The organism is Paenibacillus sp. IHBB 10380 (assembly GCF_000949425.1).
Lineage (GTDB): Bacteria > Bacillota > Bacilli > Paenibacillales > Paenibacillaceae > Paenibacillus_AQ.
The window spans coordinates 4,725,505-4,739,760 of record NZ_CP010976.1 but is presented as its reverse complement, the minus strand read 5'-3'; the positions used below and the strand labels follow the sequence as shown (position 1 = coordinate 4,739,760).

General features: G+C 42.9%; 13 protein-coding genes. 9 read left to right on the top strand and 4 right to left on the bottom strand.

Annotated features, from left to right (window positions below):
- Positions 1 to 314 precede the first annotated feature (314 nt).
- Positions 315 to 896 (bottom strand): NAD(P)H-dependent oxidoreductase, encoded by a 582-nt coding sequence (locus UB51_RS21495; protein ID WP_044879057.1) that lies wholly within the window; start codon positions 894 to 896, stop codon positions 315 to 317.
- Positions 897 to 1,080: 184 nt separating this feature from the next.
- On the opposite strand from UB51_RS21495, the gene UB51_RS21490 reads away from it, so the two are divergent.
- Positions 1,081 to 2,100 carry an AraC family transcriptional regulator gene (locus UB51_RS21490; RefSeq protein WP_052676030.1) on the top strand — a complete coding sequence of 340 codons (1,020 nt, stop codon included), beginning with the start codon at positions 1,081 to 1,083 and terminating at the stop codon, positions 2,098 to 2,100.
- Positions 2,101 to 2,179: 79 nt separating this feature from the next.
- On the opposite strand, the gene deoD is transcribed toward UB51_RS21490, so the two are convergent.
- Together deoD and UB51_RS21480 are read right to left on the bottom strand one after the other, a co-directional pair.
- The gene (deoD, locus tag UB51_RS21485) at positions 2,180 to 2,884 is read right to left on the bottom strand and encodes a purine-nucleoside phosphorylase (protein ID WP_044879055.1); all 705 of its coding nucleotides are present in this window, start codon (positions 2,882 to 2,884) and stop codon (positions 2,180 to 2,182) included.
- Between the two features lie 184 nt (positions 2,885 to 3,068).
- Positions 3,069 to 3,785 (bottom strand): Crp/Fnr family transcriptional regulator, encoded by a 717-nt coding sequence (locus UB51_RS21480; RefSeq protein WP_044879054.1) that lies wholly within the window; start codon positions 3,783 to 3,785, stop codon positions 3,069 to 3,071.
- 136 nt (positions 3,786 to 3,921) lie between these two features.
- On the opposite strand from UB51_RS21480, the gene deoB reads away from it, so the two are divergent.
- The 6 genes from deoB (at position 3,922) to UB51_RS21450 (ending at position 11,220) form a co-directional block, all read left to right on the top strand.
- Positions 3,922 to 5,109 carry a phosphopentomutase gene (deoB, locus tag UB51_RS21475; protein WP_044879053.1) on the top strand — a complete coding sequence of 396 codons (1,188 nt, stop codon included), beginning with the start codon at positions 3,922 to 3,924 and terminating at the stop codon, positions 5,107 to 5,109.
- A 35-nt stretch (positions 5,110 to 5,144) separates the two neighbouring features.
- Positions 5,145 to 6,206, top strand: a complete 1,062-nt coding sequence (locus UB51_RS21470; RefSeq protein WP_044879052.1) for a BMP family ABC transporter substrate-binding protein — start codon at positions 5,145 to 5,147, stop codon at positions 6,204 to 6,206.
- A 64-nt stretch (positions 6,207 to 6,270) separates the two neighbouring features.
- The gene (locus UB51_RS21465; RefSeq protein WP_044879051.1) at positions 6,271 to 7,806 is read left to right on the top strand and encodes an ABC transporter ATP-binding protein; all 1,536 of its coding nucleotides are present in this window, start codon (positions 6,271 to 6,273) and stop codon (positions 7,804 to 7,806) included.
- Positions 7,799 to 8,869 carry an ABC transporter permease gene (locus tag UB51_RS21460; protein ID WP_044879050.1) on the top strand — a complete coding sequence of 357 codons (1,071 nt, stop codon included), beginning with the start codon at positions 7,799 to 7,801 and terminating at the stop codon, positions 8,867 to 8,869. The genes UB51_RS21465 and UB51_RS21460 overlap by 8 nt, the downstream gene beginning before the upstream one ends.
- 3 nt (positions 8,870 to 8,872) lie before the next feature.
- Positions 8,873 to 9,826 (top strand): ABC transporter permease, encoded by a 954-nt coding sequence (locus UB51_RS21455; protein ID WP_044879049.1) that lies wholly within the window; start codon positions 8,873 to 8,875, stop codon positions 9,824 to 9,826.
- Positions 9,827 to 9,933: 107 nt separating this feature from the next.
- The gene (locus UB51_RS21450) at positions 9,934 to 11,220 is read left to right on the top strand and encodes an NCS2 family permease (RefSeq protein WP_044879048.1); all 1,287 of its coding nucleotides are present in this window, start codon (positions 9,934 to 9,936) and stop codon (positions 11,218 to 11,220) included.
- Between the two features lie 65 nt (positions 11,221 to 11,285).
- On the opposite strand, the gene UB51_RS21445 is transcribed toward UB51_RS21450, so the two are convergent.
- A complete protein-coding gene (locus UB51_RS21445; protein WP_044879047.1) occupies positions 11,286 to 12,347 on the bottom strand; it encodes an endonuclease/exonuclease/phosphatase family protein in 1,062 nt (353 codons plus the stop codon).
- Positions 12,348 to 12,518: 171 nt separating this feature from the next.
- On the opposite strand from UB51_RS21445, the gene UB51_RS21440 reads away from it, so the two are divergent.
- Both UB51_RS21440 and UB51_RS21435 read left to right on the top strand, forming a co-directional pair.
- On the top strand, positions 12,519 to 13,424 hold the full coding sequence (locus UB51_RS21440) for an NAD(P)-dependent oxidoreductase (RefSeq protein ID WP_267884769.1): 906 nt from the start codon (positions 12,519 to 12,521) through the stop codon (positions 13,422 to 13,424).
- Between the two features lie 127 nt (positions 13,425 to 13,551).
- The gene (locus tag UB51_RS21435; protein WP_044879045.1) at positions 13,552 to 14,223 is read left to right on the top strand and encodes a hypothetical protein; all 672 of its coding nucleotides are present in this window, start codon (positions 13,552 to 13,554) and stop codon (positions 14,221 to 14,223) included.
- The last annotated feature ends 33 nt before the right edge of the window (positions 14,224 to 14,256 follow it).

Sequence of the window (14,256 nt, the reverse complement as noted above, 5' to 3'; positions counted from 1 at the left end):
ATTGATCGCTATGAACGATCAATCCAGTCACGTCCCTCGTTTTTTGTAGAGGCTTTAGCAATGGTTTCTAATACGAGCACATTATCGTTTCGCTTGCTTCTTATATGGTAAGCCACATTTAGCCTCTGGACAGGTCTGTTATGGTCGATATATTCATCGCGGCGGTTTATGATCCCTAACAGACTTTTCAACCGTGGACCGTTGAAAAGTCCCTGTTATGTCTGCATATTGCAGCGAAACAGGGACTTTCTATTAGAATCTTTGAAAAAGAAGAAGGAATTCCTCCGCTATCCTTTAATACTATGTTAATTGCTTTACGCCCCTTTACTCCCCAACGCCTCAATCTTCCGCAGCCACTTCTCCCGCACTTCTACAGATGAGGTTTTCACTGTACCAATCTCAGTAATTCGTACCGGATTTATGCCGCAGAATTGCAGGATGCCGCGCTTCATGATGTGGTGTCCGGCCCGTTTAAGCGCTAAACGGTAATACCAAGGTGGGGAATCCATCGTCACGATGAGGCGTGCCGTTTTGCCTTTTAATAATTTCTCAATCATGACAGAATTAGGCTTGGTTTTGAAAGCATAGCCCGGCAGAAACACTCGGTCAATGAAACCCTTCAAGATTGCCGGCATGGTGCCCCACCAAGTGGGGTAGACGAATACCAGATGATCTGCCCAGCGGATCGTCTCTTGCGCGGCAAGCAAATCGGGCTCCAGCTCAGTTCGCTTTTGGTATCCGTATTTCAAATTAGGCTCAAAGTTGATCCGGCCAAGGTCGATGGTACGGATATTTGCGCCGCTGGCGGTAGCGCCTTTAGTGTAGGCTGTAGCTAAGGCGTTGCAGTAGCTTTTTGGATTGGGATGTCCTATGATTATGGCAATATTTTTATTCAACGGTGTTCCTCCTTGGTGTTCTTCATGTTATCGCACGACGAATCGTGTTCCACCTCTCTACGATGGGAGGTGCCCGTGATAAGATTGATGGGTATAATACAATCATAAGCCTGAAACACAGAGGTACAAATGATGAAAAGCGCGAAAATCTTGTTCTTTTGTGCAAATGGAGGAGGAATCTCGGTTGAATAGTCATGGCGTGTCCGTGTCTCTTCTGTTTCCCATGATGAAAACGATGGCGCAGAGCGGTTATGATTGGGATGCTTTCTGCGAATATGCTGCTATCGACTCAAAACTTCTTTACAACGCTGAAGCGCGTATTACGGAGGATGATTTTGAACGTATAGTTAAAGCTGCTGCTCTATATACAGAGGATGAGCTGTTCGGTCTGCACCAGGGGCAGCGTATGAATATTTCGGATTTAGGCGTTCTGGGTTATGTTATGCTGCACTCCAAGACGATCGGTAAGGCGCTCTCCGCGTATCAGAAATACAACTTTATCGTCTGCAGCGGCTTCAACGCAGATATTGAGGTGCAAGGGCAGGATATCCTCATCTCTCTGTTTCTCAACAATTCACTCACAGCTCCGAGCAGGCATTGCATAGAGGAATTGACGGTGTCTTTTTACCAGACACTGCTGGGGCTAAGCTGTAAAGCGATTCCCGTCAAGGACGTCCAATTTATGCATGGTCAGCCGCCGCGGATAGAGGAATATGTAGCCGTATTTGGGGTTGTGCCGCAGTTCAATCAGAACGCCAATACGCTACGGTTTAGCGTAGAGATTCTGGATTATCCTGTTCTAAGTGCGGATACACGTCTGCTGGGGATCTTTGAAGCTATTGCTGAGGAGGTAAGAACCAAGCTTACTCAGGGCTCTGTGTTAACAGGGGAGTTATACAGGTGGATCATTGAATGTATGCCGACACATTTCCCGACTCTACAGGATGCCTCTAAGCATATGCGGATGAGTGTAAGGACCCTACAAGCTAGGCTGAAGGGGGAGAATACATCGTATAATCGCTTGGCAAATGAGGTCCGGAAGGAGCTGGCGCTCCGGTATCTGGCTAAACCAGAATATACCATATCTGAAATTGCGTACCTTCTCCATTTCTCTGAGCCAAGCGCCTTCCAGTCTGCTTTCAGGAAGTGGGCGGGTGCAGCGCCTGGTGAATATAGGCAGCGTGTAGAAGTAACGAATAAGTGAGAAGAATTGAGTAAGCTTACTAAATACGTTTAACAGGGCAGGTAGAATTTCTACCTGCCCTGTTTCTGTGGAACTCGTTCTATTTGGCTACAGTTTCTAAAGCGACTTCGATCATGTCGTTGAAAGTGGTTTGTCTCTCTTGTGCAGTCGTCTGTTCACCTGTGAGAATATGATCACTAACCGTTAGGAGACCCAAGCCTTTTACACCGAATTTGTTAGTTAAATAATAAAGTGCTGCTGTTTCCATCTCTACTGCTAATACGCCATGTTGGCCAAGCTTGGTGAATGTATCTTTATCGTCGGTGTAGAAAATATCAGAAGAAAGTACATTTCCTACGCGAAGATTAAGACCCTTATCTGTTCCGGCTTCATGAGCTGTTTTGATTAAGTCAAAGTTCCCAATCTGTGGGAAGTCGTATCCTGGGAAATCGTTGCGAATGATAGCTGAATTCGTAGCCGCTGCTTGTGCAATAATCACATCGCGAATTTTTACATCATGCTGAATGGCACCACATGTTCCAATACGAACAAGATTTTTTGCGCCATAATCGTTGATCAATTCATGGATATAAATGGATGCAGAAGGCATACCCATTCCCGTGCCTTGAATCGATACGCGGTTTCCTTTATATGTTCCTGTGAAGCCTAACATGCCACGTACATTGTTGTAACAGACGACACCTTCTAGGAAGGTCTCGGCAATATATTTTGCGCGTAAAGGATCGCCAGGTAGTAAGACTGATTCTGCAATTTCGCCAACTTTTGCTTCAATATGAAAACTCATGTGAATTCCCTCCAGTAGTTCGTATAGTGTATTCGAAAACGTTTACACGAAAATCATAGCACAATACAAATCCACGTTATGTTAAAGGGATAACCTCGCTTTTGAGAACTAGTTCACAAAATAACCGTTAGCGTGCTAACGGAAGTGAAGCGCTATCATTTGTTATATTGAGTGCATGAAATAGCTAACTGTTATACCACTTACGAAGCGTTGGGAACTCCTCGGTTTCATTACAAATGGATTCTAACAAATCCATATCTAGGAGGTAAAAGTGTTTATCACGAATGTCGATCAGTCCTTCATCTTGAAAATCACCTAGTGTTTTGGATATCGATTCTCTAGTGACTCCAAGCATATTAGCGAGTAAGGATTGATTAATTTTTAAGTCAATTTTGTAAACGTTATCATTATTGGTTCCAAAGTTATAGTAGAGATCCATGATGAGATTAGCGACTTTTCCACGTACGTCATAGAAGGTCAAATAGCGAATCATACGATTGAGCATACGGGTGCGCTCAACAAGAATTTTGTAAGCGTTTCGTAGCACCGAAGGATATTTATCAACAATGTGTAGGAAATCTTGCTTGGACATCTGCCAGACTGAAACATTTTCTAGAGCTTCAATAGATGAAATTCGATGATTGTCGCTGGACAAGGCTTCTACTTCTCCTGTGATATCACCAGCGATCATAATACTCAGCACGACTTCCTTCCCTTCATACATGCGATAAATCTTGACCATGCCTGAGCGAAGGAGATAAACCTCTTCACTTTCGTCATTCTCAAACATAAGAATATGGTTCTTTTTGAAATGACGTTCCTTAAGCAGAGGGGTTATATGCTGTAACTCATCCTCAGGAATGTCTGAGAAAATCGTGATTTCTGAGATGTTATTAATCATAAAGACGCGTCCTTTCAAGGTTCAATATCTGATCAACACTAGTTATGAGATTAGGAAGTGACTAAAGAAATTATTCTAGCATGGCGGATAACATCATAGCAATATCATAGTTTATTTTGAGAATCGAGGAAATGATATGAAATTCGAACGAATTAGTGTAATTGTGCTAGATAGTGTTGGTATTGGCGCTTTACCAGACGCTCCTGCCTTCGGGGATGAAGGCAGTTATACATTGGGACATATATGCGAGCAAGTACCTAACATGAAATTACCAAATCTCGCCGCTCTTGGTCTAGGCAATATTGCACCGTTGGCTACGATCGCTGGGACAGAGAAACCTCAGGCTTGGTATGGCAAGATGGCAGAGGTATCGGTTGGCAAAGATACAATGACGGGCCACTGGGAGATGATGGGACTAAAGGTAGAAGTGCCATTTCAAGTATATCCTAATGGATTTCCAGCGGAATTGATTGGGAAGTTCGAAGCGATGACAGGTCGCAAGGTGATTGGAAACAAGCCTTCTTCAGGAACTGAGATTTTAGACGAGTACGGAGAAGAGCAACTCCGAACTGGGGCATGGATTGTTTATACATCTGCCGACAGCGTATTTCAAATCGCAGCTCATGAGGGTGTTATTCCATTAGACGAGTTGTATCGTGCTTGTGAAATTGCACGTGAGCTAACCTTGAACGATCCGTACGTAGTTGGGCGTATCATCGCGAGACCTTATATCGGTGATCCGGGTGCTTTTAAACGCACACCGAATCGACATGATTATGCGCTTGATCCCTTTGGAGAAACTGTGCTCGACCATCTCAAGAATGAAGGTTACGATGTCATCTCAGTTGGGAAAATCAGTGATATTTTTACAGGACAAGGAATTAATGAATCCTATCCAACAAAAAGCAATTTAGACGGTATTGAGACAACCATCAAGCTGCTGAAGCGTTCTTTTAAAGGGATGTTATTTACAAACTTAGTGGATTTCGACTCTTTATATGGTCATCGTCGTGATCCTAAGGGATACGCTGCTTGTCTAGAAGAGTTTGATCAATATGTGCCTGAGCTCATGCAACAAACTGGCGACAAGGACTTACTGATCATTACGGCTGATCATGGGAATGACCCTACTTGGTCAGGAACCGATCATACGCGTGAATATGTTCCGATTTTGATCTATAACCCTGTACTCGCAAATGATACCGCTTCCATTGGCATTAGAAACACGTTTGCTGATTTAGCTGCAACCATTGCAGATAATTTCAGAGTTACTAAACCAAATATTGGGGAAAGTTTTTTAGAATTGTTAAAGGTGAATCAGTAGGACAAGCAAGTCACTAATAATAGGGGGAATTCACAATGAAAAGATGGATGAAATTATTATTGCCGGTAGTATTGATTTTTACACTAGCTCTAACCGCATGTGGTCAAAAAGGTAACAATAAAGATGATTCGACTGAAGGCACGAAAACCAATGGGGCTGCGGTTAATGATAATAAACAAGACCTCAAAAAGCTTAAAGTCGGTATGGTAACTGACCTTGGGAGTGTAAATGATAAATCTTTTAACCAAAGTGCATGGGAAGCCTTGCAACAATTGAAGGAAGACTATGATTTTGATGTGAAATATCTAGAACCAAAAACAGATGGTGACGTTGTACCGAACCTGAACCAATTTGTCAAAGCAGGCTATGATTTAACGTGGGCAACGGCTTTCACATTAGCAGATGCGGTAACACAACTATCCAAAGAAAATCCGGATTCCATGTTTGGAATTGTAGACTCGGATCTCATCTTACCGAATGTGGCGGCGGTATCCTTTAAGGAGCAAGAAGGCGCATACCTCGTTGGTGTAATTGCAGGTCTAACGACGAAAACGGACAAAATTGGTTTTGTTGGCGGCATGGATATTCCAGTTATTAAACGGTTTGAAGCGGGTTTCCGAGAAGGCATTAAAGCTGTGAATCCAGATGCTAAATTAATTGTTAACTACACAGGGCTATTCAACCGCGTTGATATGGGGAAATCTGCGGCTTCTACGATGTACAACGATGGTGCAGATATCATTTTTCATGCAGCGGGTTTAACAGGTAATGGCGTATTTAATGAAGCTAAAGAGCGTAATAGCAAGGGTGGAAAAGTGTGGGTCATTGGTGTTGATAAAGATCAGTCCTTAACTTTTGGTGATGATATCACTTTAACTTCTATGGTCAAGAAAGTGGATGAAGCCGTTTATCAAATTTCAAAGAGCTTAGCTGAAGGTAATTTCCCAGCAGGTAAAGTGACGACAATGGGCTTAAAAGAGAAAGGTGTAGATATTGCACCAACTTCGGTTAAGAATGTAACACCTGAAGTACTTGCCAAAGTTGAAGAATATCGTGGAAAAATTATAAGTGGTGATATTGTCGTACCGGAAAAATAAAGACGATTTCGTCCCCTGTCATTTTAGAATGTGATAGGGGACGAAAATTTTGGGAGGGGTCCCTGTGACTAAGGCAGATATCGCATTGGAGCTAAAAGGAATAACCAAGAGATTCCCCGGAGTAGTAGCCAATGATTCTATTAATTTCCAATTAAAACGTGGACAAATTCATGCTTTGCTTGGCGAAAACGGTTCGGGGAAATCCACCTTGATGAGTATCGTCTTCGGACTATATCAACCTGATGAAGGTGAGATCCATGTGAATGGGAAGCAAGAATGGATAGATAGTCCTAACAAGGCGATTGAACTTGGGATTGGGATGGTGCATCAGCATTTTAAATTGGTAGAGCCCTTTACGGTGACCGAGAATATCATTCTCGGGATGGAACCAAAGAAGGGATTGAAGATCAATATCAAAGGAGCAAGCAAAAAGGTAAAGGAACTATCCGAACAATATAAGTTGGATGTGGATCCAATGGCAACGATTGATTCGATTAGTGTAGGGATGCAACAGCGTGTAGAAATCATTAAGACACTTTATCGTGGAGCAGACATTCTCATCTTTGATGAACCAACTGCGGTTCTAACACCGCAAGAAATCAGTGAATTGCTGGAGATTATGAAGCGTCTTGTTGCTGAAGGCAAGTCGATCATTTTGATTACACATAAGTTAAAAGAGATCATGGAAATCGCCGATACCTGCACCATTATTCGTCGGGGTAAAGCAATTGAAACTGTCGAAGTGGCTAAGACCAATCCACAGGAATTGGCAGAAAAAATGGTAGGGAAAGCAGTCAACTTTAAGACTGAAAAGCAAGCGGCTAAACCTCAAGATGTATTTTTAGAAGTGAAAGATTTGATAGTTGAAGGTGCTAACGGCAAGAATGTGGTAAATAAGCTGTCCTTCTCAGTACGGGCGGGTGAGATTGTCGGTATTGCAGGTGTAGATGGTAATGGTCAGACGGAGCTAGTTGAAGCAATAACAGGCATGCAGAATATTCGTTCAGGTGAAATTTTGTTAAAAGGTAAAAGCATAACAAATCATTCACCACGTATAATCTCTGAATCCGGAATCTCACATATTCCTCAGGATCGCCATAAACATGGACTTGTTCTGGACTTTACTGTCAGTGAAAATACAATTTTACAAACGTACCATCATCCAGAGATTAGTAAACATGGCTTCATCAATACGGAGGCTATGGATGATATGGCGACGCGCCTAGTGAAAGAGTTCGATGTGCGAACACCAGGAATTGATACGTTGGTTCGCTCAATGTCTGGAGGGAATCAACAAAAAGTCATTATTGCACGCGAAATTGATAAAAATCCGCAGGTCATGATTGCAGCTCAACCTACACGGGGGCTAGACGTAGGTGCGATTGAATTCGTGCATCAACAACTAATAGCACAACGTGATCAAGGAAAAGCGGTACTGTTGGTGTCGTTTGAGTTGGAAGAAATCTTAAATGTGGCTGACCGTATTCTGGTCCTCTGCGGCGGACAAATCGTCGGTGAAACGACGCCGGAAACAACGAATGATCAGGAATTGGGGTTGATGATGGCAGGTAAGCATAAAGGAGATGGCACGAATGAATAAAATAATGAGCGTTTTCAAACGTGAATCTGTGGTTATACCCTTTGTTGCCATTATCATGGGTCTATTATTAGGCGCAGTGATTATGTGGATCGGCGGATACGATCCGATGTTGGCCTATGAATCGTTAATTTCGAAAATTTTCGGGAGTAGTTATGATTTAGGAGAAGCATTGCGTACCATCGTTCCTCTCATAATGAGTGGTTTGGCCGTAGCAATCGCTTTTCGATCAGGGATGTTTAATATCGGAGTAGATGGTCAGATCATCATGGGTTCTTTGGGTGCGTTGATCGTAGGTACACAGCTTAGTCTACCACCGTTTCTACATGCGCTTTTCGCTATTATATTTGGTGCTTTACTTGGGGGAGTGTGGGGTGCGCTTGTTGGTTATATTAAGGCCAAACGAGGCATCAATGAAGTTATTACCTGTATTATGTTTAACTTTATTGCGCTTTATTTAAGCCATTACATCATTCGGATATTTATGCCACAAGCGGGTACACAACGATCTGAGATGATTCACGACTCTGCAAGTATCCAGATTGGCTGGCTTTCTGAACTAATGGGTGGTGCGCGCATCCACTGGGGATTCTTAATTGCGATCCTTGCGGTTGTTTTTTACCACATTTATTTGAACAAGACCAAATGGGGCTATGAGTTGCGGGCGGTTGGACTTAATCCCCATGCAGCAAAATATGCGGGGATGAAAGTTCCAAACGTTATGGTACGTACGATGTTCATTTCAGGTATGTTTGGTGGTTTAGTTGGAACTTTTGAAGTATTAGGGGTGTTTAAATATATAGCCATCAACTCCGTTACGTCGGGTCTCGGTTTTGACGGAATAGCGGTTTCCTTGCTTGGTGGAAATACCGCGATCGGTGTGCTTTTGTCGGCAACTCTAATTGGCGCGCTTACCTATGGTTCTCAAGGTATGAGCTTTGGTGCTGAGGTGCCCGGTGAGATTATTCGTATGGTCATTGGATTCATTATCTTTTTCGTTGCCGCACCAGGGATTGTGAAGTTGTTTTTCCGACCATTCCAAAAAAAATCAAAGAAGAAGGTGTGATTAATGGAGATTATTAGTAATTTACTTAATGGGACGCTCGTATTCTCTACTGCCCTTATCTTTGCTGCACTTGGTGGACTCATTTCAGAACGCGCGGGAGTCATTAATATTGGACTCGAAGGGTTTATGATATCAGGGGCTTTCTTCTCAGCGATAACTACTTATTATGCTGAAACGGCAGGTTTTGGTGCTTTCTCTCCGTGGCTTGGATTGGTCGGAGCATTTGTATTTACAGCTATCTTCTCTAGCATTCATGCGATCGCCTCCATTAAGTTTAAAGCGAATCAGGTTGTAAGTGGTGTCGTCATCAATATTCTCGCGGCAAGTTCGACGTTCTTTTTAGTGAAAATGATCTTTGATGGCTCAGCTGAAACACCGCTTTTAACAATGGTATTTCATAAGGTGACAGTTCCTTATTTAAGCGATATTCCGCTCATTGGAAATGTGTTCTTTAATACGTATCCAACGACGTATATTGCGATTGTGTTAGTCATCGTCCTTTTCTTTGTTTTATTTAAGACATCAAGCGGGCTGAGACTTCGTGCAGTTGGAGAACATCCAAGTGCCGCCGATACGGTGGGAATAAAAGTGAATCGTACGCGCTACATTGCCGTTATTCTGAGTGGTTCGATTGCTGCACTTGGTGGAGCGACTATTGTACTTACCTCGAACAGTAACTTTGCTTTTAATACGATCTCAGGACAAGGTTATATTGCGCTTGCGGCCGTTATCTTTGGTAAGTGGCATCCGGTAGGTGCGATGTTGGCCGCATTATTCTTCGGATTGGCCCAAGCGGTGAAGGATCAATTACAGATCTTTGATTTTGCAGCAAGCATTCCGAATGAATTCTTCTATATGTTGCCTTACGTGTTAACACTATTCGTATTAATTGGAGCCGTAGGGAAAGCTCGTGCACCGAAAGCATTAGGGGAACCTTATGAGGTAGGGAAACGATAAGAGGACTGACTATTAATCTTAGCGAATAAGTAAGCTGGATGTCTTAAGACCTCCAGCTTATTTATTTGATGATCCAAGTAATATATTAAAAAAGAGGTGATTCTAAATTGGGTAGACGATTGGAAAAACTGTTCCATATTCAAGAACAAAATTCGACGATACGAACGGAGGTTGTTGCAGGAGTAACCTCTTTTATGACAGTTGCCTATATCATTGCGGTCAATGGGGCCATCTTAAGTACAACTGGCATGCCATATGAAGCAGCAACCATTGTCACGGTGATCTGTTCTTTTGTGGGCTGTATGCTGATGGCGCTTTGGGCGAACTCACCATTAATTATTATCCCTGGTATGGGGGATAACGCTTTTTTTGTTTTTACATTGGTATTCTCGTTAGGACTTACATGGCAACAAGCACTTGCAGCCGTATTTTTAGCAGGTATCGTATTTATGTTAACCACGGTAACTAAAGGGGCCGACTATTTATTGCGCTCGATCCCGAAGTCTATGATTAACGCAATGACTGCTGGAATTGGTTTATTTATTGCTTTTCTAGGATTAAAGAATGGGGGGATCATCGTTGCAAGCAAAGGTACATTCGTTACCTTAGCGAATCTTAGTGATCCTTATGCCTTAACGACTATACTGACCTTATTAGTTCTGTTGCCGCTTTTCATGCTGAATGTGAAAGGGAGCTTCTTAATTGCGATTATCGCAGGAACAGGTATGGGTACGCTGTTTGGTATCGTAGATTTTTCGACCTTACGTGATTTTAGTATCTCCTTTACTGGGTATGGCGAGTTATTTTTTGCCTTAGATTTTAGCGGTATAGGTACGCTTAATTTTTGGACCGCTGTTTTTTCTTTATCGATGGTTATTATTTTTCAGAATATGGGAGCTCAACTAGGGATGCTTCCAGATAAATCGAAGTTTCGGAAGTCATTTCAGGCCAATTCTTTTTCAGTTATAAGTGCAGGGCTTTTGGGTTGTAGTCCCACGACGACAGCTGCTGAGTCTGGAACAGGTATTGCAGCAGGAGGAAGAACGGGGCTAACCTCGTTTACAACGGGACTTCTATTTATTCCAGCATTGTTCCTCATTCCACTGTTCAAAGTAATCCCGAATAGTGCGATTGCTCCTGTGCTCATTATTGTTGGTTGCTTGATGATCCAATGTATCAAGGAAATTCCCTTCAGTGACTTTACAGAAGCTTTTCCAGCTTACTTGATGATGGCGATTATGCCACTATCCTTTAGTATTGCGAATGGGATTGCATTTGGTTTCATTGCTTACCCCATTCTGAAGCTGATTTCGGGTCGAAAAAAGGAAGTGTCGATCACGATGTACGTCATCGCATTTTTCTTCTTACTCTATTTTATATTGGGTTCGATATAAGTAAGATTAAAGGCATATATAAGAGAAATAATTCACTGTAGAAATGTTGCCTCGATTACGATCTCTTATTGCAGAATAAGCTGCGCGGTTACCGGATTATGATCGCTATGTTCAAAGGATAACTCATAGCCCTGCACACTGCTGAGTTTAATGTTCGGTGAAATCAGAAAACCATCGATAACCGCTCTGAAATTAATGCCTTGCGAGTAGGGAACATCAAGTGTCCGCACAGATGGTACATTAGGGTCGACAACCCAGCTGAATCCTTCTGGCTTGAAATCGCTCGGGAACTTCTGTAGCCACTCAGGCCATGCTTGGGTGGTTGCAAATGCTTGGGGATCTGTACCCGGAAGGGCATGGTTCCAGTCACCGCCTAGAATCAGGTAGTTGCCCTTGTCATTCTCTTTCTTAATATAGGCAGATAAGAAGTCTAATTGCTGCTTGCGAATGGCTCCACCATGGTCAAAGGCAGATAGATGAAGATTGATTAGAACAAGCTCTTTACCGTTGTCGACGGGAAACCTGCTTTCAATAAAGGCGCGGTCCAAATCGAGTTGTTGACGTGGCCAAGATTCTTTTCCCGGTAGATTATATCGGTAATGATCTGTGCTTGTGAACCTGGATAAGGTGAATAATCCACTGTCTGCGGAACCCATAGGATCAAGGATAGGAACGGGCACCCATGGCACCTTGTAGTTTGTGGCAAATACATGACTGTACTCCGATAATTCCCTTGAGAAGTATGCGACCTCATCCACATGATAGCTCCGTGAAGAACGGATATCTACCTCCTGTAGAATGAATAAGTCCGAACGTAAGCTTGTCATAAAAGAGGCTATGGCCTTCAGATTGGCCTTCGTTTGTTCTTCACTACTGGAACGGGACATCTTCCCGCCATCCATGAAGAAATCCTGATCTTTATCTAGACCAGCATAGCCGATATTGAATGTTGTAATGGTAAAAGGTTCATTGTGCTGTAGAACACGTTCGTTATTGTTGTCTATAGCCAGCTCCACGATTTCCTCGGGTTTATAATCTGTAAATGTAATATAGAGTAAGAACCCTCCGACAATTAGGCTAGCCGCTATAACAATCGAACCAACCACTTTTAATACTCGTTTTTTCATTTTAGATATCTCCATTAATTTTTTTGGGTTTCCCCCGATAGCAATGAGGAATACTACCGAGAATGTACCATGATGTGGAAGAGAGGTCTACTTTTCTTTGAAAATATATTGAACTGCTACTCTGCAGATGATGGGTATGAAAAAGAAGTATAATAGAGAAGAGCTACAAGCATATACAAGGAGGACTGGCTAATGTCACTAACACCTGAGAATACGGTAGTAGGTTTTATCGGTACTGGCGTCATGGGGAAAAGTATGGCCATGCATATTCAAAAGGCGGGTTATCCACTGCATGTATATACCCGTACGGCTTCTAAGGCTGAGGAATTGGTCAAGGATGGAGCCGTATGGCATGACACGGCGGCTAAGCTAGCTGAGGCTTGTGATGTCGTGATCACCATTGTAGGTTATCCGAAAGATGTGGAAGAAATTTATCTGGGTGCAGATGGATTGGTGGCTAATGCTAAGTCGGGTGCCTACCTCATTGACATGACCACTTCCAACCCACAGCTTGCTGAGCACATCTATGAGGCATCCGCGATTAAAGGGATACATGCCCTTGATGCACCGGTATCCGGTGGCGATGTCGGCGCAAAGGGAGGGATGCTGTCCATTATGGTTGGCGGAGATGAGGCTGACTTTGAAGCGGTGCGTCCTTTGTTCGAATTGATGGGGGCGAACATCGTCCTTCAGGGCAAAGCCGGTGCGGGGCAACATACCAAAATGTGTAACCAAATTGCAATCGCTTCGAACATGATGGGTGTATGTGAAGCTTTGGCTTATGCCAAAACGTCAGGACTTGATGCTAATACGGTCTTAAAGAGCATTGAGAGCGGAGCTGCGGGAAGCTGGTCTCTTACTAACCTTGGCCCACGTATAATCGCTGGTAATGATGAACCTGGTTTCTATGTGAAGCACTTTATTAAAGACATGGGGATTGCGCTTGCGGCAGCGAAAGATATGGGTCTTGATACTCCGGCACTGGCTTTGTCAGAATCTTTGTACAAAGAACTAGCTGATAAGGGGTATGAGGATAAGGGAACTCAGGTATTATACAAGCATTGGATAGAGGAGTAAGGTAGGTCAATACTTTATCTGCCATTTTCTTCATCATCATAGGAATCCAACCTCCTTCTGCATGATTTGAATTTAACAGTCCATAATAATCAGGAATGTTCAATCCATCATTAAGGAGAAGGTATAAATGAAAAGCATATCATCTAAGTTGACACTGTTATGTATGTCTCTAGTGCTTGCGTTTAGTGTGACACCCATACAAGCCGAGGCAACACAAAGCAAGCAAGGCGAACAATTCCATATGGAAAAGGAATGTGTAAGCCCATCTCAAGTAAAACTTAAGAGTGATTTGAGGAAGCTGTGGATTGATCATGTTGTATGGACGACAAATTACATTGTAAGTGCCGTTGCAGGCATGGAGGATCAACAAAAAGTGTTGGCAAGGCTATTGCGAAACCAACAGGATATTGGAAATGCAATCAAGCCCTATTATGGTGAGGCAGCAGGGAATAAGCTAGCTGAGCTACTACGAGAGCATATTCTGATTGCAGGTAAAATTGTGGATGCAGCAAAGGCTGGAAATCAGAAGGATGTAGAAAAGTATAATAAAGAGTGGCATAGGAATGCTGATGATATTGCTCAGTTTCTCAGTAGTGCTAACCCCAACTGGTCCAATAAAGAATTAAGGGATATGTTTTATGTGCATTTGCAATTCGTTACAGATGCTCTTATGGCAAGGATTAACAAAGACTGGGATGCCTATGTTGTTGCCTTCGACAAAGGGGAAGAGCATATGATTATGTTCGCAGATGTCCTTGCGAAAGGAATTATTAAGCAGTTTCCTAACCAGTTTAGATAGTTATATGTCGCGGTCATGAAGGGCACCTGAGAG

What these genes read in the sequence shown, in the direction of transcription:
- UB51_RS21470 (WP_044879052.1), top strand. Translation starts at nt 5,145, where the DNA reads ATGAAAAGATGGATGAAATTATTATTGCCGGTAGTATTGATTTTTACA.
- UB51_RS21445 (WP_044879047.1), bottom strand. Translation starts at nt 12,347, where the DNA reads ATGAAAAAACGAGTATTAAAAGTGGTTGGTTCGATTGTTATAGCGGCT.
- UB51_RS21435 (WP_044879045.1), top strand. Translation starts at nt 13,552, where the DNA reads ATGAAAAGCATATCATCTAAGTTGACACTGTTATGTATGTCTCTAGTG.
- deoD (WP_044879055.1), bottom strand. Translation starts at nt 2,884, where the DNA reads ATGAGTTTTCATATTGAAGCAAAAGTTGGCGAAATTGCAGAATCAGTC.
- UB51_RS21460 (WP_044879050.1), top strand. Translation starts at nt 7,799, where the DNA reads ATGAATAAAATAATGAGCGTTTTCAAACGTGAATCTGTGGTTATACCC.
- UB51_RS21480 (WP_044879054.1), bottom strand. Translation starts at nt 3,785, where the DNA reads ATGATTAATAACATCTCAGAAATCACGATTTTCTCAGACATTCCTGAG.
- UB51_RS21455 (WP_044879049.1), top strand. Translation starts at nt 8,873, where the DNA reads ATGGAGATTATTAGTAATTTACTTAATGGGACGCTCGTATTCTCTACT.
- deoB (WP_044879053.1), top strand. Translation starts at nt 3,922, where the DNA reads ATGAAATTCGAACGAATTAGTGTAATTGTGCTAGATAGTGTTGGTATT.